Here is a 22,990-nt window from a genome sequence, read left to right as displayed (position 1 = left end):
CAAGTTAATGAAGCTAAAAAGTCCTAGAAAATCATTATTACTATTCGCTATATTCATATTTTTTGTGTTCTTGATCATTGGGTGTAGCTCTGATACTTCATCGACTGAAGGAGAAGAAGGTACGGATACGAATACGCCAGAGGAGGCTTCTACTCCTCAGTCAGGTGGTACAATCACCGTTGGTTCGTTGCAAGAGCCTGATACATTAGATGTTCATAAGACGGCTATGAGTATTGCCAGTGTTATTACAAATCATCTTGGGGGGACATTGCTTGGTGTCAATCCAGAGACTAATGAATTAGAACCATATCTTGCTGAAGATTATACTGTCTCCGACGATGGAAAAACGCTTACGTTTAAACTTCGTCAAGGAGTAACTTTTACCGATGGAACGCCATTAACGGCACAAGTGTTCAAGGACACCTTTGATCGAATTTTGAATCCTGAAACGGGAGCAACAGTGGCAGCAGGTCTCGTAGCTGGAATCAAGTCGACGTCAGCGCCGGATGAACAAACATTTGTGATTGAACTCGAGGCTCCATCAGCACCATTTTTAAATAGCTTAACAAGTCAAGGGTATCTCCAACCATTATCGATGGCTGCTATTGAACAATTTGGTGAGGACTACGGACGTAACCCAGTTGGTGCTGGACCTTATAAATTTAAGGAATGGGTAACCGGCCAATCCGTCACGCTAGTAAGAAATGATGACTTCAATTGGCCTCAAAGCTCTGCTGTTAATCAAGGGAAAGCCTATCCAGATCAAATGGTTTATAAGTTTATCCCTGATGAACAAACGATGCTAGCTGCACTTGATAGTGGTTCAATTGATGTGGCGATAAATGTAGCACCGAAAGATGTACAAAAATACCGTAATAATCCTGATTACTATGTTCTAGAGGCAGACCGTCAAGGATTAGGGTTATTTCTTGAAATGAACCTTGAAGACGAGCTACTTGCAGATTTGAATGTTAGAAAAGCGATCAATATGGCTATTAATAAGGATGCTATTATTCAGGCTACGATCAATGGTGAAGGAACTCCGTCTTATGGTCCGATACCATCTACTATTTTTGGTTATGATCCAAATGTCGAAAGTTATGGCCATAAATTAAATCCAGAAGAGGCTACTAGTCTATTAGAAAGCTCTGGCTATACAAAAAATAGTGACGGCTTTATGGAGAAGGATGGACAGGAGCTTGCATTTGAACTTTCCATTATGGGTCCACATAATCAGGCAGCTCAAATGATTCAAGCCATGCTAAAGGATGTCGGAATCAATGTCAGCATTCAATCATTAGAGGCAGGAACCTTAATGGAACAGGTAGCTCAAGGAGATTACCAAATGTCCTTGTTATCCTATTCTTATAGCGATCCTGATATCTTATCGATGTTTTTCCATTCAAGTCAAATTGGTGGTCTAAACCATGTTCGCCTGCAAGATCCCGAACTTGACGCTTTGTTAGAAAAGGGCAGAACAACGGTTGAGCCTGAGGAAAGAAAGCAAGTCTATGCACAGGTTCAAGAAAATGTCGTTGAAAATGCCTATTGGGTACCAATCTTTGCTGAGAAGGTATTTGTTGTGGTGAATAGCAGAGTGAAGGATGTAAAGATGAATAATGTGAGCGTTGAATTCCAAGATAGCTGGGTGCAACAATAATGAAACAGTTTATCCTAAACCGGATTTTATCCGGGATTCTAGTCATCTTTGGCGTTTCGATATTTTCATTCCTGCTCATTCACTTTATTCCTGGGGATCCAGTGAGAATAATGCTTGGGATAAACGCAACTCCTGAACAAGTAGAACGTTTGACACACCACTTGGGGCTGGATAAGCCCCTTTTGGTTCAATATGGACAGTATATTGCCAATCTTTTTCAAGGTGATTTTGGAACATCGTTGAAAACGGGAAGACCTGTTTTGACCGAGATCTTAGATCGTTTTCCTGAAACTGTGAAACTCGCTGTTTTTGGGTTACTTATAGCAGTTGTTATCGGAATTTCTTTAGGTATTTTGGCTGCTAGATTTAAAGATACAATCATTGATAAGCTGTGTACGGTTTTTGCTACCTTAGGAGTATCGATTCCAAGCTTTTGGTTAGCGATTTTACTCGTGATGGTGTTTTCTGTAAAACTAGCTTGGTTTCCGATAGCCAATGGTACCAATTTTCGTGACCTTATTCTTCCTGCGTGTACCCTTGGAGTCGTTGCATCGACGATGATCATGCGACTAACTCGAAATGGAATGGTGGAAGTACTTTCAAACGATTATATACGCACAGCTCGAGCAAAGGGGTTAGAGGATCGTTTGATATTGTTTAGACATGCATTGCGAAATGTTTTAATTCCTGTGGTGACGGTCATCGGATTACAATTGGCTGGTTTACTTGGGGGAGCAGTAATTATTGAGCAAGTGTTTAATTGGCCAGGCTTGGGTACATTAGCACTTGGTGCCATTATGTCACGGGATTTCCCTCTCATTCAGGGAACTGTTCTATTTATGGGAGTCGTCTATGTGACCATAAATATTTTGGTAGACATCTTGTATAGTGTGATAGATCCTCGAGTTGAAATGGGCGTAAAGGAGGCAAGCTAAATGGCAAAATCAGAAATCTACAAACCGATACAGGCAAGAGTAACGTCGAAATCACCTATGAAATTAAGAGCTGATTTCTTAAAAAGAATCTTCAAGGATAAGCGTGCTGTTGTTTGCATTCTGTTTCTTTTTATTGTTTCTATTGTCGGAATATTCGCTCCTATAATTGCCCCTTTCGACCCAGAGGAATTATTTTATGATTCCATATTAGAAGCGCCAAATAAAGAACATCTACTAGGAACCGATGCGATAGGAAGGGATCTTCTTTCTCGCCTTATTTATGGCGTTCGTGTAACTTTGACTGTTTCTTTGTTAGCTGTAGCAATCACTTTTTTTCTTGGTACATTTATCGGTTTAGTATGTGCCTATGTAGGTGGTTGGGTGGACAATGTGTTAATGCGGATCATGGATATTTTACTTGCCTTACCAAGTATCATCTTAGCTCTAGCGATTGTGGCGATTTTAGGGCCTAGCTTAACCAATGCAATGATTGCGGTCGGGGTTGCGTCGATACCCGGATTTGCAAGATTAATAAGAGGAGCAGCCTTGACGATCAAGTCATCGATGTTTGTGGAAGCTAGTCGGTCGATTGGAAGTTCGCATAGTTGGATTCTTCGACGTCAATTTCTGCCCAATGTGACCGGGATTTTACTCGTTTATACAACACTTTTTATTGGAGTGGCCATTTTGGATACAGCTGCACTAAGCTTTATTGGACTAGGAGCACAACCGCCTACTCCAGAATGGGGAACGATGCTTAGTGAGGGGAGAAACTATATGCAAAACGCTTGGTGGTTAGCTACTTTTCCAGGAATAGCGATTACTATGGTCGTATTTGCAGTTAACTTTTTAGGGGATGCATTAAGAGATATTTTTGATCCTAAATCATCAGGTTAAGCTCTTTTTTATTAATCTTATCCCGAGAAGATAAAGCAAAGTGCAAGGAGGTGGGGTGAGTGAAAATGTCAAAAGTGTTAGAAGTAAAGGGCTTAACAACGCAGTTTGAAAGTAAAAATGGTCCATTAACGGTTGTCGATCAAGTTGACTTTATTGTGGAAAAAGGCGAGGTCCTTGGAATAGTTGGAGAGTCTGGTTGTGGGAAGAGTGTCACTTCATTATCTATTCTTCAGCTCTTAGATAAGCATGGGACAATTTCGAGCGGCGAGGTATTTTATCAAAATATCAATCTTGTAGAAAAAAATGAAAAAGAAATGAAGAAAATAAGAGGAAAAGAAATTTCAATGATCTTCCAAGATCCAATGACCTCTCTGAACCCAGTTCTAACAATTGGGAAGCAGATTGGAGAAGTGATTGAACAACATGAAAAATTGAAGGGGCAAGAAGTAAAGCAAAAAGTGGTCAAGCTTCTACAACTTGTTGGAATCCCACGAGCCGATGAAATTTATCATGAATATCCTCATCGTCTGTCTGGAGGCATGAAGCAACGTGTAATGATTGCGATTGCGATCGCTTGTAATCCTACATTATTAATTGCGGATGAACCGACAACAGCCTTAGATGTAACAATTCAGGCGCAAATTCTTGATTTATTACGCTCGCTAAAAGATGAAATGGATATGTCGATGTTACTCATTACGCATGATCTAGGAGTGGTAGCGGAAATGTGTGATCGGGTTGTTGTCATGTATGCTGGACAGGTTGTCGAAACAACAGATACGAGAACATTGCTCCGTCATCCAAAGCATCCATATACGATAGGTTTGATCCAATCAACTCCCCATCAATCAAAAGGGGAGAAACGTTTAAAATCGATATTAGGACAAGTTCCAACCCCTGATCAATTTTCTCATGGATGTCGTTTTGTAGAACGTTGCCCAAAAGCAATGGAGATTTGTCAAAGTACTGCTCCCCCACTCTATGATGTGGACAGTCATACATCCTGTCGTTGCTGGTTATATGAAAATAAGGGGGACGTCATATGACAACGACGCTGCTTGAAGTTAGAAATTTGGAAAAAAAGTTCTCCTCAAAATCAGCGTGGTTTCAATCAAAGAAATATGTTCATGCTGTCAACGGAGTGAGCTTAGAATTGAATGAACGAGAGACGATCGGAATTGTTGGGGAATCCGGCTGTGGAAAATCGACGACTGGTCGTTGTGTCCTTCGCTTGATTGAGCCAACGAGTGGCGAAGTGATTTTTCAAGGAAAAGATATCACTACATTGAGTAAAAGAGAAATGAATGAAATTCGTAAAGATATTCAAATGGTCTTCCAAGACCCAATGGCATCCATGAATCCGAAGTTGACGATTAGAGAAATATTGTCGGAGCCACTGATTGCTCACAAGGTTCCCCAAAAGGAGCGTGAACCACTGCTGAATGAGACGCTTCGATTAGTGGGATTATCTGAGAATCATTTAGAGCGATACCCGCATGAAATGTCAGGGGGACAACGTCAACGCATCGGCATAGCAAGAGCCATTATCTTAAGACCTAAAATTGTTGTGTTGGATGAGCCTGTATCAGCTCTAGATGTATCGGTTCAATCCCAAATCTTGAATTTATTACAGGATTTACAGGAAGAATTAGGGTTATCTTATATTCTTATTTCTCATGATCTTGGTGTAGTTGAGCATATTGCCCATCGTGTAGGCGTGATGTATTTAGGGGAGATGGTAGAAATGGGGGGGAAGGAGCAACTCTTCCTTATACGAAAGCACTGATTTCTGCTATCCCTAAAACGGATCCAGATGAGGTGAAAGAAAGAATTATCTTAAAAGGAGAGCTTCCTTCACCTTCTAATCCACCAACAGGATGCAAGTTCCACCCTCGGTGCATATATGCGCAGGACATTTGTAAGGTGAGTAAACCAGAAGTACGTGAAATAGAAGGTAGAGAAGTATCCTGTCATTTAGTTTAAATGATAAAAAAGAGCCCCAAGAAGATTTGTTCATGTCTCCTTGGGGATTATTGCATTAGCTATTGGAAAAATGCTTAATAGAACTAATCATAAATGAAATCAATCGTTACTTTTTTATGAGCCAGTTCATTCGCTGATACCCATGCCTCGATGGTATATTCTCCCTCTTCAAGATACTGCAATGCTTCAGTTATATCCAAATCAAACTCTAATTTTTCTCCTGCTTTTATGACCTCTTCTTTGATAACAGCCAAAAAGCTTTTATCAGCTGAATAAGTGTAGGCAATCGTTCCATCTGGTTTCTTAATGGAGTAGTCATAATTCTGAGAAGAACCAAAGGTTAATGTCTCATCTTTGGTCGTTCCGTTTTCGATGATTAACTTATATTGATGGTTACTCTGTTTCTCGATGGATACTTTCATTTCTCCTTCTGCGTTCACCTCGTCCGGATTGTCTCCACTAGATGTTCCGCAGCCTGCTAACATAGTGAAAAATAAGGCTATGGCAAGTGCTGCTAAGTTCTTTCGTTTCGCCCTCATTTTGTAAACCCCTCTTTTGGTTATTCACTAAATTAGACTTCCTCTCTTTGAAAAAAGTTACTACAGGGAATAAAAAAGATTAGAGGAAATCTCCTCTAATCTCTTAAAAAAACATCGATAAACCAACTAGTAAAGTTGAAGCTAGAATGGCGAAAATCATTAAATAGACGACTACTTTCCTTGCTTTTCTATTACTCACTTTTTTCCCTCCCTGGACAGATATCCTTAACTCTATTTTACTAGGAAGTTCGAAATTGAACAACCGCTCGAAATTTGGCAGGAAAAACAATGATTTTATCGAATATTAAAAAGATACAGACTGATTGAAACAGTTGGAGGGTTAAACATGATTAAGAAAGTCGATCATATTGGGATTGCCGTAAGGTCACTTGAGAAGGCATTGCCTTTTTACACAGAGGTTCTAGGCCTTGAAGTTCAAGCGATAGAAGAGGTTGATAGTGAAAAAGTTAAGGTAGCCTTTATCAAGGTTGGGGAAACGAAATTAGAGTTACTAGAACCAACAAGTCCAGATAGTCCAATAGCTCAAGCGATAGAAAAGCGTGGAGAGGGAATTCATCATGTCGCACTAGGTGTAGACTCTATCGAGGAAAGAATTAAAGATATGCAGGAAAAAGGCATTCAAATGCTTCAGGATAAAACGAAAACAGGCGCAGGGGGAGCACTTGTAGCGTTTATGCATCCAAAATCTACTGGTCGAGTTCTATATGAACTGTGTGAAAAAAGGGAAAAGGGAGAGTAGCACGATGGACATCTATGAAAAAATTAATGATTTGTATGATCGTAGAAGAGTTGTCGAATTAGGTGGAGGAGACGAAAGAATTGAAAAACAGCATGAAAAAGGGAAATTAACAGCAAGAGAACGGATTGAATTGCTTGTTGATGAAGGCACTTTTGTCGAACTAAATCCATTTATTGAACACCGTTCCCGTGATTTTGGTTTGGAAAATCAAAAAGGGCCCGGTGACGGAGTTGTTACTGGATATGGTAAAGTGAATGGCCGTCCGATTTACTTATTTTCTCAGGATTTTACGGTATTTGGTGGAGCCCTTGGGGAAATGCATGCTAATAAAATTGCCAATGTCATGGACTTAGCAGCTAAGAATGGCGCTCCTTTTGTAGGATTGAATGACTCAGGTGGAGCAAGAATTCAAGAGGGGGTAGTTTCTCTTGATGGATATGGAAAAATCTTTTACCGAAATTCGATTTATTCTGGAGTAATTCCACAAATATCTGTTATCTTAGGGCCCTGTGCTGGAGGAGCTGTGTATTCACCGGCGATTACCGATTTTGTTTTCATGGTGGAAAAAACGAGTCAAATGTTTATCACGGGCCCGAAGGTGATTGAGACTGTAACAGGTGAGAAGATTTCACCAGAAGATTTGGGTGGAGCTCGGGTCCATAACTCGATTAGTGGAAATGCCCATTTTCGCAGTGAAACTGAGGAAGAGATTATCGAAAAGGTAAGAGTATTATTAAGCTATTTACCTCAAAATAGTGAGGAAAAGGCACCGATTACTGAGGTAGAGGAAGCGGATGATTTTCGACCTGACTTGACCGATGTGATTCCTTTTGATGCGATTCGTCCTTATGATGTAAGGGTTGTGATCGATCAGGTCGTTGACTCAGGATCTTTTTTTGAAGTTCATCAGGACTTTGCCAAAAATATCGTAGTTGGTCTTGCTAGAATTAAGGGTGAGGTAGTTGGTTTAGTTTGTAATCAACCGAAATTTATGGCAGGTGGTCTCGATATTGATTCCTCCGACAAAGCAGCTCGTTTTATCCGTTTTTGTGATAGCTTTAATATCCCGATTATTACGTTTGAAGACGTGACTGGATTTTTCCCAGGTGTTAAGCAAGAACATGGGGGAATTATTCGTCACGGGGCGAAAATTCTGTATGCGTATTCAGAAGCAACTGTGCCAAAGCTGACGGTTATTTTACGAAAAGCTTATGGTGGTGCATATGTGGCCTTAAATAGTAAATCAATTGGGGCCGATTTAGTCTATGCATGGCCAAATGCAGAGATTGCCGTTATGGGTCCACAAGGTGCTGCGAATATTATTTTTGCAAAGGAAATCCAAAACAGTGAAAATCCGGAGCAAACTAGGGCACAAAAAATTGAAGAATATAGAGATAAATTTGCCAACCCGTATGTGGCTGCAAGCATGGGAATGGTTGATGATGTTATTGACCCAAGAGAAACGAGGATTAAGCTCATACAAGCATTAGAGATGTTGAGGAATAAAAAGGAATCCCGTCCACATAAGAAGCATGGGAATATTCCATTGTAGGAGCGAGGAAGAAAAATTTGCCGATTCTCTGTTAAAAAAGATATACTGAAATAAGATGAAACTTGGAAGGAGATACATCAAATGATTAATGAAGAAAGATTATTAAATGAATTTTTGGAGTTAGTGCAAATTGACTCTGAAACAAAATATGAAACTGAAATTGCGAAAGTACTAAAGAAAAAATTCTCTGATCTAGGCGTAGAAGTGTTTGAGGATGATACTACTTCTCAAACGGGTCATGGAGCAGGGAACTTAGTTTGTACCTTACCAGGCAATAAAGAAGGAGTAGATACAATCTATTTCACGTCTCATATGGATACTGTTGTTCCAGGAAAAGGTGTGAAGCCATCTATTAAAGACGGATACGTTGTAACGGATGGGACAACGATTCTTGGTGCAGATGATAAGACTGGACTTGCCGTTATGCTTGAAGTTATTCGCGTATTAAAAGAACAAAATATTGCTCATGGGACAATCCAATTCATTATTACAGTTGGAGAAGAATCTGGCCTAGTAGGTGCAAAAGTATTAGATTCCTCATTGGTAACAGCAAAATTTGGTTATGCGCTCGATAGCGATGGAAAAGTTGGAAATATTATCGTTGCAGCTCCTACACAAGCGAAGGTAAGAGCAACGATTTCAGGAAAGACAGCTCATGCTGGTGTTGCGCCTGAAAAAGGAATCTCTGCAATAACGATGGCAGCAAAAGCAGTGGCGAGAATGCCTTTAGGTCGTATTGATGAAGAAACAACAGCAAACATTGGTGCATTTAAAGGGGAAGGTCCAACGAATATCGTGTGTGATCGCGTTGAAATCCTAGCAGAAGCACGTTCTTTAATTCCTGAAAAAATGGAAGCTCAAGTTCAAAAGATGAAAGATGCTTTTGAATCAGTTGCAGCTGAAATGGGTGGGAAAGCAGAAGTTGAGGTAGAAGTTATGTACCCTGGCTTCAAATATGGCGAAGGTGACCATGTGGTTGAAGTGGCACGTCGTGCAGCTGCGAAAATTGGACGTAGCGCTGAACTATTAAAAAGTGGTGGCGGAAGTGACGCTAACGTAATTGCTGGTTTTGGAATCCCTACTGTCAATCTTGCGGTTGGTTATGAAGAGATTCATACGACTAATGAACGTATGCCAATTGAAGAGCTGAACAAGCTTGCGGAAATGGTTATTGCCATTATTGGAGAAGTAACTGAAGCTTAAGATATGATTAGAGAACCAGTCTTCTGGTTCTCTAATTTTCGTTTTTTCATAATTTTTCGTAGACAAGAAACCTCATCGATTAGTACTATAGAAATAGGTGGTAAGGAGGGGTAGATCATGCAAGATTCAAATAAACTAGTTGTTTTTACAGTAGGAAATGAAGAATATGCCATCCCGATCGAAAATGTTATTTCTATTGAGAAATTAGAAGGGATTACGCCAATTCCTCATTTACCAACGTATGTGAAAGGAATTATGAAGGTCCGTGGAGAATTAATCCCGGCCATTGATACAGAAAATATTCTCTATAATCGGGAAATGGAATCTAGTGATTCTGTTCGTGTCATTGTTTTAAATACGGATGATATTTCATTAGGTGTGTTGGTGAAAGAAGCGAAGGAAATCCTTGATATCCCAGCGGAAGACATCAAACAAGTCGGACTGGTAGCTTATCAAAAGACAAGCTATTTTACAGGAGTAGCGAATTTAGACGGCCGTCTAATCACAATTATTTCTCCAACGGTGTTAGTCAAAACACTAGAAGGTATACGAGAAATACAAGAATATATGGAAAATCAATTGCAAAAGTAGCCGAGTGTTCGGCTACTTTTTTTGATCAATAAGTTAGTAAATGAATAATTTTGATTTGGGATAAAGCATTTATCGGTACTGTTGAATGCTTTTTTTTGTTACAGAAAAACACCATTTTTCAATAATTAATAATTCTCGTGAGATAAAAATTTATTGCAAAACGATAAATTATATGGTAAATTTCTGAATGACAGTAAATAAGTGAGATGTCATTTCGATGAATAAACACTTAATTTTCGCGAGGTGAAAATGTCTATGAAAGTTCCCTTTTTCAATAACACCCAATTGGAAGAATCCTTCCACTATCGGGAAGATGATACACCGGACCATGTAGCCATCATTATGGACGGAAACGGAAGGTGGGCAGAGAAACGGGATATGCCTAGAGCTGCTGGCCATAAAGAAGGAGTATCTACCATTGTGAAAATTGTCAAGACCGCAATCAAATCAAAGGTGAAGGTATTGACAATTTATGCGTTTTCCACGGAAAACTGGAAACGTCCAAAGCACGAAATTGATTTCATTTTGAAACTTCCCAAGGAGTTTCTGTCTATATATTTGCCAGAGCTTATATCTCAAAATGTACGTATTGAGGCAATCGGTGATATGAATAATCTACCATTCTATACAAGAGAGGCCATTCAGCATGCGATTAATCGTACGCGGGATAATGACGGTCTTCAGCTGAATTTTGCACTTAACTATGGAAGTAGACATGAGATTCTAAATGCAACGAAAGAGCTGATCAGGGACATAAACAATGGAAAAGTATCTTTGGATGAACTAGATGAACAACAGTTTTCAGGATATCTATATACAGCTGGTGTGAAAGACCCTGATCTCCTTATTCGTACAGGAGGGGAAAAACGCCTGAGCAATTTCTTGCTTTGGCAGCTTGCTTACACGGAGTTCTGGTTTACCGATGTGCTGTGGCCGGATTTTTCTGAAAAGGAATTCCTGCATGCGTTGGAAAAATACCGGGAAAGAGAAAGAAGATATGGTGGAATATTAAAATGAATGGAGGAGCTCTAGATAAGAGCTCCTCAAATAGTCTACTGTCTACCCAACCGTTTTATTTCCTAAAGTTTTCCTGAACCAATGTATAATAAATGTTCCGAAGAAGATCGTGATTAATACACTAAAGAATAAGATGTCTTCCATATGAAAGCCAAATGCGGTACCAATCATTTTTAGACCAATTACACCAATAAGCACAAAAGCAGTAGTTTCCAATTCAGGCACTCTGTCAATCAATGCAAGAAATAATCTAGCAACACCCCGCATCATTAATATCCCCAAGATTCCTCCTAAGAGTAAAACCCATTCCTGATTAGAAACGCCAAATGCCGCAAGTACACTATCAAAGCTAAATGTAATATCCACCAATTCCACGGTTAACACGGTTTTCCAAAATCCCATTTTTTTCGTCGCAACATCGTCATCATCATCATTTTTCTGAAAGAGGTTCTGTAATACTAGAAATAGCAAATAGTGACCGCAGACAATTTTAATCCATCCAATATGGATGATGGAAAGTCCTAGTCCAATTATGAGGAAACGGAAAAAATAAGCACCAATAATTCCATAAAAAAGTGCTTTCCTTCTTTGTTCTTCCGGCAAATGCTTGACCATCATGGCTAACACGAGGGCGTTGTCTGCGGATAATAATCCTTCAAGGATGATAAGAGTCCCAATGATTCCCCAGTTAGCCGGATCAAACAACACTTGCTTTAATGAATCTAAAGAAAAAAATGTACCAAAATGATTGAATGTTTCTTGAAGGAACTCCATCAAAATTAATTACTCCTTTTTTGTAAGTTCTAATTGAGCCAAATTGAATGTCTGTCCAACCTGTACTATATAAATTTATGACGGGTATTTGGATATATGAGTCTTAGTCGACATAACGTTTTCTAAATTCTAATATGTGAGTATAGTGAGCTTGAATGGATTCTATGTTTGTTTAATGGTGGTATTACTTTTTTTTATGGAAACGGATAAAAGAATGGAATTTTATTTATTCTAAATATTCGATTAACATAAAGGTATAATGATTCAGGGGAGGAAATTACATGGATGAAAAATTTTTATATACGACAGATGTAATAGTTGTTGGTGCCGGAAATGCTGCGATGTGTGCAGCATTATCAGCTAGGGAACAAGGGGCAAATGTAATTGTTTTGGAGAAATCTCCCAAAAAAGAACGGGGTGGAAATAGTACTTTTACTGCTGGAGCGATCCGATTTGCCTATAGTGGAGTTGAGGATTTACTTAAGGTTGTACCTGATTTGACGGAAGAAGAAATTGAATCTACTGATTTTGGAACATATACAGAAGAACAGTTTTATGAGGATATGTGTAGAGTAACTCAATATCGCACTGATGCCGATTTGGCAGAGATTCTAACGAGTGAAAGTTTGGACACGATGATTTGGATGCGCTCTAAAAAAATTCGATTTGCTCCAATCTATGGAAGACAAGCTTTTAAAGTGGATGGGAAATTCAAATTTTGGGGTGGCTTAACAGTTGAAGCTATTGGTGGCGGTCCTGGGTTGGTAGATGCATTACATGAAGCTGCGGAAAAAGAAGACATTAAAGTCTTATATGATGCACATGCAACAACTTTACTTAGTAATGATGATGGAGTATACGGAGTAAAACTGAAATTGAAAGGAAAAACCGTAAACATAAAATGTAATGCTGTTATACTAGCTTCCGGGGGATTCCAAGCGAATACAGAAATGAGAACTCGCTATTTGGGTCCTGGATGGGAACTAGCCAAAGTACGTGGAACCCGTTTTAATACAGGTGATGGGATTAAAATGGCATTAGATATTGGTGCAAGATCTTACGGGCATTGGTCTGGTTCTCATGCGGTCGGTTGGGATTTTAATGCACCGGAACATGGTGATCTTACAGTAGGTGACGGATTTCAGAAGCATAGTTACCCATTTGGAATTATGATAAACGCGACTGGTAAAAGGTTTGTGGATGAAGGAGCAGATTTCCGAAACTATACGTATGCAAAATATGGTCGTGTCATTTTAGAACAACCAGGTCAGTTTGCATGGCAAATTTTTGACCAAAAAGTTACTCATTTATTAAGAGATGAATACCGAATTAAACAAGTTACAAAAGTAAAAGCTAATACTCTAGAAGAACTTGCTCAAAAAATGGAAGGTGTAGATCCAGAGGGTTTCTTAGAATATATCAAACAATATAATGAAGCTGTACAAACAGATATTCCATTTAATCCAAATATTAAGGATGGACGTTCAACAAAAGGACTTGATATACCGAAAACAAATTGGGCTAATACGATTGATCAAGGACCATTTGAAGCTTATCAGGTTACCTGTGGGATTACTTTTACATTCGGAGGACTAAAAATAAATAATAATTGTGAAGTTCAAGATACAGCTGAAACCTCCATTCCTGGGCTATATGCAGCAGGTGAATTGGTAGGTGGTTTATTCTATTTCAATTATCCTGGTGGTACTGGCCTAATGGCAGGTTCTGTCTTTGGGAAAGTTGCTGGTAATCATGCTGCCAAATTTTCAGAGAAGAGGAATAGCACCGTATTTGGCTAAGAAATGACCAGAATTTGGTTTGACTGAGGTATTTCTTAGTTAAACCTTTTTTAGTTCTTTGTACCATCTTAATGATTAAGTCAAAATAAACTCCAAAAGTTTTTAGGAGATATCAAATATGACTCAAGTATAGGATTGTACTTCTTTACAGAATCGCATCATATTTTGTGCAAATATTAGTGTTCATAATATAAAACTCTTTTATATGATTTTGTTAAAATGTGTATCTGTTTTAATGAAAGGGGTTTCAATATAAAACGATGATGGAATATTTCAGTAATTTAATAGCCACATAATTGGTACTAGGAGGAATTTAGAAGAATGAGACTTTTTGAGTATGATGCCAAGCAGATTTTACGGGATGAGAGGTTACCAGTACCAAAGTCCGTTTTGATCAAGAATAGACTGACAATTCAGTATGCCATCCAAGAGATTGGCTTACCTTTGATATTTAAAGCTCAAACATTAATTGGAGGCAGGGGGAAATCGGGTGGAATTCAATTTATTTATAGCGTTGAAGAAGCAGAAGATTGGTATGAGAAAAAAATAGGTAAAGATCTTAATGGAAAAAGGATTGAAAGTATTTTAGCTGAGGAGCCAATTGAAATTCTGAAAGAATATTATCTAAGTTTTACATTAAATTTACAAGCTAAAGAGATTATTATGCTTTTTAGTTCGAACGGAGGTGTCGAAGTAGAAGAGAGAAATGATTCTACTACATTATTAACTTATCCAATTCCTATTCAGAATGGATTGGAGGAACACAGGTTAGGGAAAATGTTAGCTAAAGCTAACGTTCCAAGAGTGTATTTGAATCAATTTATGAAAATGATTCAACAATTGTATTCACTTTTTTGGAAGTACGATTGTGAACTATTGGAAATTAATCCTCTCGTTTTGACTAATGATGGTAGTATTCAAATTTTAGATGTCCATTTATATATGGATGATAATGCTGTTTCTCGCCAACCCGTACTACAAAAAATTATTAATGAAATGCCTCAAGTATATCCACAAGCCTGGTATAAATACAATTATGGTTTTGATTTTGTGCTGTTGAATCCATACGGAACAGTAGGATTGATTACAACAGGAGCCGGTTTAACAATGGCAACTATTGATGAATTAAGTTATAGGGGGATAAACCCTATTAATTTTTCAGATGTTCGGTCTGGGCAACTGAAAGGTGACTCGACAAGGTTAGTTTTAATGCTTGAAAAATTTAAAGGATGTAAAAATATAAATTGTATTTTTGTCAGTATCTTTGCAGGTATTACTGATTTAGAGGAGTTTGTCGAAACCTTATTAAAGGCGAAGAGTCAGGTGATTTTTACTAGACATGTAGAATGGATAATAAGATTGGAAGGTAATAATTTCGAAAAAGCAAAAAAGATGCTCCAAAATACAGGGTTATATGTAACCAATTCATTGGAAGAATCTTTACAGAAAATTGCAAAGGGGGTAGTAACAAATTGAGTGTGTTGATTAATGAGAATACAAGTGTATTGGTTCAAGGATTAACGAGCTACACTGCTAAAAAACATGCTATAAACATGAGGGCAAATAATACTCGAATTATAGCTGGAGTATCTCCTGGAAAAGGTGGTTCATATGTTGAAGACTGGCCCATTTATGACACGGTCAGACAAGCGCTAAACAAGCACACTATAGATCTCTCTATTATCTATGCACCTCCTCAATCGGCAGCCAATGCCATTATTGAAAGTATTGAATCGGAAATTAAGATAATCGTGTGTGTGACCGAAGGTATCCCAAAGCTGGATATGTTAAAAGTATACGAGAAACTTTCGAAGTCAAAAACTAGATTGCTAGGACCATGTACACCAGGAATTACGGTACCAGGAAAAACAAAAATTGGTTTCCTACCAGACATTATTACATTACCAGGGAATGTTGGTGTGGTTGGAAAAAGTGGTACTTTAACCTATGAAATTTGTTATCAATTGACCAAAGAAGGCATTGGGCAATCAACAATCATGGGTATAGGGGGAGATCCGATAAGAGGAACATCCTTTAAAGAGGTACTTAAATTGTTTAATGAAGATGGTGAAACGGACTATATTGTTATGGTTGGAGAAATAGGAGGTAACGATGAAGAAGAGGCAGCTACTTTTTTAGATAACAATAATTCGAAACCTGTTGTTGCTTATATAGCAGGAAGAACAGCCCCTAAGGATGTACCGATGGGTCATGCTGGTGCATTGATCGCAAATAATCAAGGTGGATATGCACAAAAAATACAGTATTTACAGGAAAGTGGTGTTCAAGTTGCAACTTCTATATCTGAAGTTGTTACTATCTTAAAGAAAATGATGGGGGAGAAAAAGAAATGAATTTTACATTATCAGATGAGCAAAAATTATTAGTGAAAACAGTAAGAGAAATAACTGAGAAGGAAATCAAACCTAGAGCAGCAGAAATATGTGAAAAAGGAGAATTTCCTTTTGAAACAATTAAAATTTTGGGAGAATTAGGTTTGCTAGGGATATCAATTCCTGAGAAATATGGCGGATCTGACGGAACAATAATGGATGCTGTCCTTATTTTAGAGGAAGTAGCAAAAGGATGTTATGTAACAGCGATGGCAGCTTTAGGTGAAGTAGGAGTCCAAGCAAAAGCACTTGTTGCATATGGGACTGAAGAACAAAAAATGAAGTACTTACCAGGAGTTGCTAGAGGAGAGAAAATTTTAGCAATTTGTATGACAGAACCTGATGTAGGATCAGATGTGGCTAATATTCAAACAAATGCCGTTTTAAATGGTGAGAATTATACTGTTAATGGTGTTAAAACATTAATTAGCCGTGCAGATGTAGCGGATTTGTTCTTATTATTTACAAGATTTGAAGGAGAGCCAGGAAGTAATGGAGTCGGATGCTTATTAATTGAAAAAAACACTCCTGGAATGAAAGTCAGTCAAGGCTTTAAAACAATGGGTGGAGAATATTTGTGGGAAGTTGTCTTAGATCAGTGTCAGGTACCGAAAGAAAATATTTTAGTCCGCGAAAATGGGTTTAAGAAATTATTGACCGCTTTTAATACCCAACGTTGTCTAAACGCATCTATAAGTCTAGGTTTAGCAGAAGGAGCATTTAATGAAGCGGTGAAATACACAAAGGAACGGAGACAATTCGGCAAAGAAATTGCTGATTTCCAAGGAGTCAAATGGATGCTTGCTGATATGTATGTGGATATTGAAGCAAGTAAAACCCTACTTTATAGGGCAGCTATCAATGCAGGAAAGGGATTCCCTAATCAACAAGAAGCTTCAGTAGCAAAATTAATGACGAATGAAATGGCTATTCGAGTAACAAATCAGGCCCTACAACTGCATGGAGGATATGGCTATACTAAGGAATATCCTGTTGAAAGAATGGTAAGGGGAGCCAGGTACGGAACGTTAGGTGGAGGTACATCGCAAATACAAAGGGACTTAATTGCTAAAAATATATTAAGGACCAATAGAGTTTACTAATAGGAGAATGGAGGGTTGATTGTAACTCTCCATTCTTTAAAACACTGTCTAGTTTATGTAATTAACTTACACTTGCAGAATTTAACTCCACACAAGGTGGTTTATTATATGAAAAATCATTATATTTATTTAATTTCTGCTTTGTTTGTCTTACTTCCCGTAGCTGCAGTCCGTCCTATGACTTCTTTATTTGCTGAAACATTAGATGCAACGATGACAGAAATAGGATTTATCACTGCTTGCTATTCAGTAACACCTTTTTTGCTTGCCATTTTTGCGGGAAGGTTTGTTGATAAATATGGTGAGAAAATTCCTATCCTAATTGGGTCTGTGAGTTTGGTGATTGCATTAATACTTCCGTATCTATTTCCAGTTTTGTTAACTCTGTATATCTCCCAATTAATCTTAGGAGGGGCTCAATTACTTGCTATAGTGGCCATTCAAAATGGGGTTGCAAGCTCTGTCCCACCTTCAAAAAGGGACCAAGCCTTTGCCAATATGAGTCTATTTACATCACTTGGCTTAATGTTTGGACCATTAATTGGAGGGTATTCAACTGAGCATTTAGGCTTTCAGCATTCATTTTTGTTATTTGTGTTTTTTTCAATCGTTCCGCTTGTGTTATCCCTTATTATCAAAAAATCAAATCAACAGAAGCTAAACAGCGATAAAATTAAGACGATGGGTGTAAGAAAATTGCTGTCCATTCCTAAACTAAAGCTATCCATTTTTATTAGTATGATTAATTTAGCAGCTATAGATATTTTTAATGTTTATTATCCTCTCTATTCAAGTTCTATCGGCATGAGCCCTTCAGAAATTGGGTGGATATTGACGATTACGGCTTTAGCAAGTGTAGCCATCCGAGTTTTTATTTCTACCCTTACAGAGAAATTGGGCCGAGCAAAACTTATTTCTATTTTTATGTTTTGTGGTGCAGTCTCTTACCTTGCTGTTCCATTAACCTCCTATTATCCTTTAATCATTTTAATTTCGATATTACTAGGATGTGGATTGGGCATTACTCAGCCCCTTACGACGATAGTTTCCTATAATCTAGCCCCGATTGGACATACTGGCGAAGTATTAGGAATTCGTCTGGCAGGAAATAGATTTTCACAAATTATCACACCTGTAATATTTGCAGGTATAAGTAATTTAATTGGCTTGGGAGCAATTTTTATATTTGAAGCAATATTGCTTGGAGCAGGAGCCGTATTAGCGAAAGGCATCAGAACAAGAGAAGGACCAACTATGAAGAAGAAACCGAAAATCAGATCCATGTAAAATAGTTCGAAAAATCTTAGAAGATATTCGAACTATTTGTTTTTTGTGTTAGTAGTAAATACTAATTGGTTCATTAAAATTATTGTTATTTACTCAACCTAAAGATTTTGCTTTAAAATCACTTTTTTCTACTAGGGGAAATGACTGGCTATTTATAACTTCTGGTTATGTATACGATAACGGATATCTATTATTCAAATTGAAAAGAATTTAGTATGATTATAACAGAAGGAAAATTCAGAATAATCTGGAATAAAAGAGGTGATAGTAATATAAGAAACGAAATTAAAAGTTAATCCATGATAGGGGGAATTTTAATGGGATTGAATAGAAAAAAAGTACTTTGTTTAGATAGCATCTCGAAGAGGATGGAAATTTTGATAATGGAGCAACTATCAAAAGAGATAGACATTGTTTTTTGTAAAGACAAGAAGGATTGGGAAAAGCATATTAGAACTGCTAATGTTTTGATAACGTTTACTCACGGGATTTCAAAGGAATGGATTGAGAAGGCTGATGATTGTGTTTTTATTCAAAAACTAGGTGCAGGTATAAACAATATTGATCTAGTAGAAGCTTCAAAACGTAAGATTCCAGTAGCTAATGCGCCAGGATTAAACTCAACAGCTGTTGCTGAGCATTCCGTTATCTTAATGCTATCGGTTTTTAAACATTTAGTCACAGCTCACAACTATATTGTTCACAAAGGTGAATGGTTAAAGACACAGCTACGTGACCATTCTTATCAGCTTTCTTATAAGAAAGTCGGTTTAATAGGATTTGGAAATATTGGACGGGAAGTCTGCAGACTTTTAAAAGGATTTGAATGTGAAATTTCCTACTATGACACGTATCGTTTGTCAAATGAAAAGGAAGCGGAGTTAGGAGTATCTTATAAGAATTTAGATAAACTTATTCAAGAATCGGATGTTGTTTCATTACATGTTCCCTTAAACTCTGGAACGTATCACTTAGTTAATAAAGAACGACTTTTGTTGATGAAGGAAACAGCGGTTTTAATAAATACTTGTCGTGGAGGAGTCATTGATGAGGATGCTCTTTATGACGTGTTAAAATCTGGACGGTTGACAGGTGCAGGTTTGGATGTATTTGAAACTGAACCAATAGAGAAAGATAACAAACTGGCTTCTTTACCGAATGTGATACTAACACCCCATATCGGAGGTGGAACAAATGAAGCAATGGAAGCGGTTATTCAGAAAGCATGCCTTAATATCAATTCTGTCTTAAGCAATGGGAAACTTCCGAATGAAAAAGACATTGTTAACTTTAACGAACTTCAATCTTGTTCGATATAGAGGTATGTTTTTAGAATATTAATGGAAGCGTTTTCTTTTTAGGGCGAAATTTACAAATAATAAAGAGTTATTAGCGATACTATTTATCATAATTAAAGGGGTGCTATGGATGGGGAAAAAGTGTTCTATATTAGTAATTACTTTTTTATTATTAGCTACCGTTCTAGTTGCGTGTAGTTCTAGTACAAAAACGAATGAAAATTCTAATCAGTCAGGTGGGGAAAAAAACACAAGTGATTACCCAAATAGACCAATTACTTTCGTCGTTCCGTTTTCAGCTGGTGGTTCTGGAGACATTATGACAAGAGAAGTGGCTAAACTTGCTGAAAAAGAATTTGGCCAGACAATTATTGTTGAAAATAAAGAAGGTGGAAGTGGTGCGATTGCACTTAATTATGCGCTTAGTAAACCTGCAGATGGATACACTATCTTAAACCACTCTTCAACTCTACCACTAACAATGGCTTCTGGCGAAATTCCATTTGAAGCAAAAGATATACAGCCGGTAGCGACAATGGTTTCAAACTACCAGGTATTAGCTGTCCCAAAAGATAGTCCATTCATAACTTTTCAGGATTTTGTTGAGTATGCAAAAAACAATCCTGGGAAATTGAATGTTGTTTCTTCACAAACTTATGGTACAACACATATTTTCTCTCTAAAAATTATGGAGGAAGCAGATATTAACTTTAACTATATTGCCTATGACGGAGGTTCTGAGGCGTTAACGAGAATTCTTGGTGGGAATGGAGACGCTATCACTTCTTCCGGTGAAGTTGTACAGCAACAGGTTGAGTCTGGCGACCTTCGATTATTAGGTGTAAGCAGCGCAGAACGACTTCCAACACATCCGGATGTACCGACGTTTAAAGAATTAGGAATTACAAGTATTGATGATGAACTTATTTGGAGAGCCTATTTTGTTAGGCCAGGTACCCCTGAAGAAATAGTGGAAAAAATAACAGAGGTTTTACGAAAGGTATCTGAGACTCCTGAATTTAAGGAATACGCTAAAAACACAAATCAAGATATTTACTTTAAAACTGGAGAGGAATTAACAGAAGTATTCAACAACTATTATGAGGATGGAAAAGAACTGTTTGAAAGTATTAAGAAGTAAAAAAATGGTTGGAGCGGGAGAGCAGAATGCTCTCCATGCTTTTATCCAGATGAAAGTGAGGTAATTCAATGAGTTATAAAAAAGGAACAAATGTAATGCTGCTTCTCATAACTTTGGTATCTGCAATTTTTCTTTATCAATCTTTTTCATTAAAGACCTTGACTACGAACCAGCCGATTGGACCAGATTTTTTTCCAAAAGTAATATCCATTTTGTTAATTATTACTTGCATTATTAGTTTCATAACAACCCTGAAAAAGACTGAAGACAGAAAAGTAGAGTTAGAGAAATTTAAATTTGTCATATACACGGTTGTGGCGGCTATTGTTTTTGTTATGTGTTGGCAATTTTTAGGGCTTTTTTATGTGTGCTCATTTATCTTCCTATTTGCCCTGCTTTATTTGTATAACAACAATGGAAGTAAGTTCAAAAAAATTCTAACCTCACTTGGAATTTCATTGGTTGTAATTCTTTTTGTATATGCTGTTTTCGGAAAATTATTAAATGTTCTATTTTAGGATAAATGCAAAGGAGGCGAGACGATGGAACTTTTTTCGATGGATTTTTCTACCCTTTTCACTATAGAAAATCTAATAGCCATCGTAATAGGAACCTTATATGGTCTTTTGATTGGAGCACTCCCTGGTCTTGGTGCCACTATTGGAATTGCCTTGATTCTTCCGTTCACATATGCCATGTCCCCATTGGGAGCCATTTTACTACTAGTGGCTGTCTATCAGGGAGCTGAATACGGTGGATCGATTTCATCGATTGTACTAGGCGTACCAGGGACACCTGCAGCAACGGCAACTGTCATAGACGGATCTGTTATGGCTAAAAAGGGTTATCCAGGTAAAGCACTGGGGTATTCACTTACAGGATCTTACATTGGTGGACTTGTTGGGGCTTTGGTACTTATGACACTGACAATACCTTTATCTACTGTTGCCATTAAATTCGGAGATCCCGAATTTTTCTTACTTGGAATCTTGGGATTAGTATGTGTGGCGGGGCTTAGTTCAAGTGATATTCCCAAAAGTATCATTTCTGTTCTATTAGGTTTGTTGCTAGGTATGGTAGGTTTAGATGGATTTACAGGTTCACAACGATTTACCTTTGGTAGTCTTAGCCTATTAGATGGAGTATCGATGATTGCTTTACTAGTAGGGATGTTTGCTGTATCTGAGGTGCTGTTTACTCTTGGGGATCTAAATAAACGTTATGTAACTGAAAGTAAAAATCTTAAAACGAAATTAACTTGGAAAGAGATAAAAATGGTAGCCAAAGAGATGATAAGAGGTTCCATCATAGGATCGTTTGTTGGAGTTCTCCCGGGATTAGGTGCTGGACCAGCTTCGTGGTTTGCCTATACTGAAGCAAAGAGAGCTTCCAAAAATCCAGAGACATTTGGGAAGGGAGAACCGAATGGAATAGCAGCTCCAGAAGCTGCTAACAATGGGGCAGTAGGTGGAGCACTAGTTCCTTTATTAACCTTAGGGATTCCAGGTTCGCCGGCTACAGCTGTTATTTTAGGAGCCTTCCTAATACAAGGGATTCAACCAGGACCAAAGGTATTTGAAACCCATCCGGATCTTGTATATGGGATTTTTTGGGGGTTTTTAGTTGCAACTATTGCTATGTATTACTTGGGGAAATATACCACATCTTTATGGGCAAGAATGTTAACTATGCCAAACTATGCTCTTACGCCAATTATTCTTATTATCGCTCTAATTGGTGTGTATGCATCAAATATGAATATCTTTGATGTTTGGGTAGCGATTGTTGCGGGTGTAGTTGCCTACTTTATGAAAAAATTAGATTTTTCATTACCTGCTTTTATACTCGCTTTTATCCTTGGTCCAATTATTGAAACGAGTCTAAGGAGATCACTAAGTCTTTCAGATGGCAGTTTCAGCATCTTTTTTACAAGAGGATATAGCATCGTTATTTTAATTTTAATTTTATTTTTGCTTGGTGCTATGATTTTTCAAAAACGAAATCCCAAAGGAAAATCTAAAGATACGGAGATTCCGAATTTATAATATCACTTTTTAA

General features: G+C 37.8%; 21 protein-coding genes and 1 pseudogene. 19 read left to right on the top strand and 3 right to left on the bottom strand.

Annotated features, from left to right (window positions below):
- Positions 1–7 precede the first annotated feature (7 nt).
- The 5 genes and pseudogenes from FAR12_RS04715 to FAR12_RS04695 all read left to right on the top strand — a co-directional run bounded on the left by FAR12_RS04715 (position 8) and on the right by FAR12_RS04695 (position 5,475).
- Positions 8–1,660 (top strand): ABC transporter substrate-binding protein, encoded by a 1,653-nt coding sequence (locus tag FAR12_RS04715; RefSeq protein WP_126406882.1) that lies wholly within the window; start codon positions 8–10, stop codon positions 1,658–1,660.
- Positions 1,660–2,595: a nickel ABC transporter permease gene (gene nikB / locus FAR12_RS04710; RefSeq protein ID WP_126406880.1), complete on the top strand. Its 936-nt coding sequence runs from the start codon at positions 1,660–1,662 to the stop codon at positions 2,593–2,595. Before FAR12_RS04715 ends, nikB begins: the two co-directional genes overlap by 1 nt.
- Positions 2,596–3,492: an ABC transporter permease gene (locus FAR12_RS04705; protein WP_126406878.1), complete on the top strand. Its 897-nt coding sequence runs from the start codon at positions 2,596–2,598 to the stop codon at positions 3,490–3,492. It begins immediately after the preceding gene.
- Positions 3,493–3,557: 65 nt separating this feature from the next.
- On the top strand, positions 3,558–4,538 hold the full coding sequence (locus tag FAR12_RS04700) for an ABC transporter ATP-binding protein (protein ID WP_126407408.1): 981 nt from the start codon (positions 3,558–3,560) through the stop codon (positions 4,536–4,538).
- Positions 4,535–5,475, top strand: a pseudogene (locus tag FAR12_RS04695) (ABC transporter ATP-binding protein). The gene FAR12_RS04700 and the pseudogene FAR12_RS04695 overlap by 4 nt, the downstream one beginning before the upstream one ends.
- 83 nt (positions 5,476–5,558) lie before the next feature.
- Here the strand turns inward: FAR12_RS04695 and FAR12_RS04690 are convergent.
- A complete protein-coding gene (locus tag FAR12_RS04690) occupies positions 5,559–6,014 on the bottom strand; it encodes a BsuPI-related putative proteinase inhibitor (protein ID WP_126406876.1) in 456 nt (151 codons plus the stop codon).
- Between the two features lie 103 nt (positions 6,015–6,117).
- Positions 6,118–6,213 carry a stressosome-associated protein Prli42 gene (prli42, locus tag FAR12_RS23305; RefSeq protein ID WP_170972100.1) on the bottom strand — a complete coding sequence of 32 codons (96 nt, stop codon included), beginning with the start codon at positions 6,211–6,213 and terminating at the stop codon, positions 6,118–6,120.
- 147 nt (positions 6,214–6,360) lie between these two features.
- On the opposite strand from prli42, the gene mce reads away from it, so the two are divergent.
- From mce to uppS, 5 genes are all read left to right on the top strand, one after another.
- Complete coding sequence (gene mce, locus FAR12_RS04685) at positions 6,361–6,774, top strand: methylmalonyl-CoA epimerase (protein ID WP_126406874.1); 414 nt, start codon at positions 6,361–6,363, stop codon at positions 6,772–6,774.
- A 4-nt stretch (positions 6,775–6,778) separates the two neighbouring features.
- Positions 6,779–8,326: an acyl-CoA carboxylase subunit beta gene (locus tag FAR12_RS04680; protein WP_126406872.1), complete on the top strand. Its 1,548-nt coding sequence runs from the start codon at positions 6,779–6,781 to the stop codon at positions 8,324–8,326.
- An 81-nt stretch (positions 8,327–8,407) separates the two neighbouring features.
- Positions 8,408–9,529 (top strand): tripeptidase T, encoded by a 1,122-nt coding sequence (locus FAR12_RS04675; RefSeq protein WP_126406870.1) that lies wholly within the window; start codon positions 8,408–8,410, stop codon positions 9,527–9,529.
- A 117-nt stretch (positions 9,530–9,646) separates the two neighbouring features.
- Positions 9,647–10,120: a chemotaxis protein CheW gene (locus tag FAR12_RS04670; protein ID WP_126406868.1), complete on the top strand. Its 474-nt coding sequence runs from the start codon at positions 9,647–9,649 to the stop codon at positions 10,118–10,120.
- Positions 10,121–10,369: 249 nt separating this feature from the next.
- A complete protein-coding gene (uppS, locus tag FAR12_RS04665; RefSeq protein WP_126406866.1) occupies positions 10,370–11,137 on the top strand; it encodes an undecaprenyl pyrophosphate synthase in 768 nt (255 codons plus the stop codon).
- Positions 11,138–11,179: 42 nt separating this feature from the next.
- Here the strand turns inward: uppS and FAR12_RS04660 are convergent, their stop codons facing one another.
- The gene (locus tag FAR12_RS04660; RefSeq protein ID WP_126407406.1) at positions 11,180–11,911 is read right to left on the bottom strand and encodes a TerC family protein; all 732 of its coding nucleotides are present in this window, start codon (positions 11,909–11,911) and stop codon (positions 11,180–11,182) included.
- Between the two features lie 281 nt (positions 11,912–12,192).
- Between FAR12_RS04660 and tcuA the strand changes: the two genes are divergently transcribed.
- The 9 genes from tcuA to FAR12_RS04615 all read left to right on the top strand — a co-directional run bounded on the left by tcuA (position 12,193) and on the right by FAR12_RS04615 (position 22,977).
- The gene (gene tcuA / locus FAR12_RS04655; RefSeq protein ID WP_126406864.1) at positions 12,193–13,710 is read left to right on the top strand and encodes an FAD-dependent tricarballylate dehydrogenase TcuA; all 1,518 of its coding nucleotides are present in this window, start codon (positions 12,193–12,195) and stop codon (positions 13,708–13,710) included.
- A gap of 321 nt (positions 13,711–14,031) precedes the next feature.
- The gene (locus FAR12_RS04650) at positions 14,032–15,186 is read left to right on the top strand and encodes an ATP-grasp domain-containing protein (RefSeq protein ID WP_126406862.1); all 1,155 of its coding nucleotides are present in this window, start codon (positions 14,032–14,034) and stop codon (positions 15,184–15,186) included.
- 2 nt (positions 15,187–15,188) lie between these two features.
- Positions 15,189–16,064, top strand: a complete 876-nt coding sequence (gene sucD / locus FAR12_RS04645; protein WP_246010300.1) for a succinate--CoA ligase subunit alpha — start codon at positions 15,189–15,191, stop codon at positions 16,062–16,064.
- Positions 16,061–17,206 carry an acyl-CoA dehydrogenase family protein gene (locus tag FAR12_RS04640; protein WP_126406858.1) on the top strand — a complete coding sequence of 382 codons (1,146 nt, stop codon included), beginning with the start codon at positions 16,061–16,063 and terminating at the stop codon, positions 17,204–17,206. The genes sucD and FAR12_RS04640 overlap by 4 nt, the downstream gene beginning before the upstream one ends.
- Before the next feature lie 108 nt (positions 17,207–17,314).
- Positions 17,315–18,493, top strand: coding sequence for an MFS transporter (locus FAR12_RS04635; protein ID WP_126406856.1), 1,179 nt, complete (start codon positions 17,315–17,317; stop codon positions 18,491–18,493).
- Between the two features lie 317 nt (positions 18,494–18,810).
- Positions 18,811–19,812, top strand: a complete 1,002-nt coding sequence (locus FAR12_RS04630) for a 2-hydroxyacid dehydrogenase (RefSeq protein ID WP_170972099.1) — start codon at positions 18,811–18,813, stop codon at positions 19,810–19,812.
- Positions 19,813–19,921: 109 nt separating this feature from the next.
- Positions 19,922–20,932, top strand: a complete 1,011-nt coding sequence (locus FAR12_RS04625; protein WP_126406852.1) for a tripartite tricarboxylate transporter substrate binding protein — start codon at positions 19,922–19,924, stop codon at positions 20,930–20,932.
- 68 nt (positions 20,933–21,000) lie between these two features.
- Positions 21,001–21,450, top strand: a complete 450-nt coding sequence (locus FAR12_RS04620; protein ID WP_126406850.1) for a tripartite tricarboxylate transporter TctB family protein — start codon at positions 21,001–21,003, stop codon at positions 21,448–21,450.
- Positions 21,451–21,474: 24 nt separating this feature from the next.
- Entirely contained in the window at positions 21,475–22,977 is a 1,503-nt protein-coding gene (locus tag FAR12_RS04615) for a tripartite tricarboxylate transporter permease (protein ID WP_126406848.1), read from the top strand.
- Positions 22,978–22,990: the final 13 nt, after the last annotated feature.

The sequence above is a fragment of the Bacillus yapensis genome, from assembly GCF_005280205.1.
GTDB lineage: Bacteria > Bacillota > Bacilli > Bacillales > Cytobacillaceae > Robertmurraya > Robertmurraya yapensis.
The sequence above is the reverse complement of the archived record's forward strand: the minus strand, read 5'-3'. Positions and strand labels throughout refer to the sequence as shown.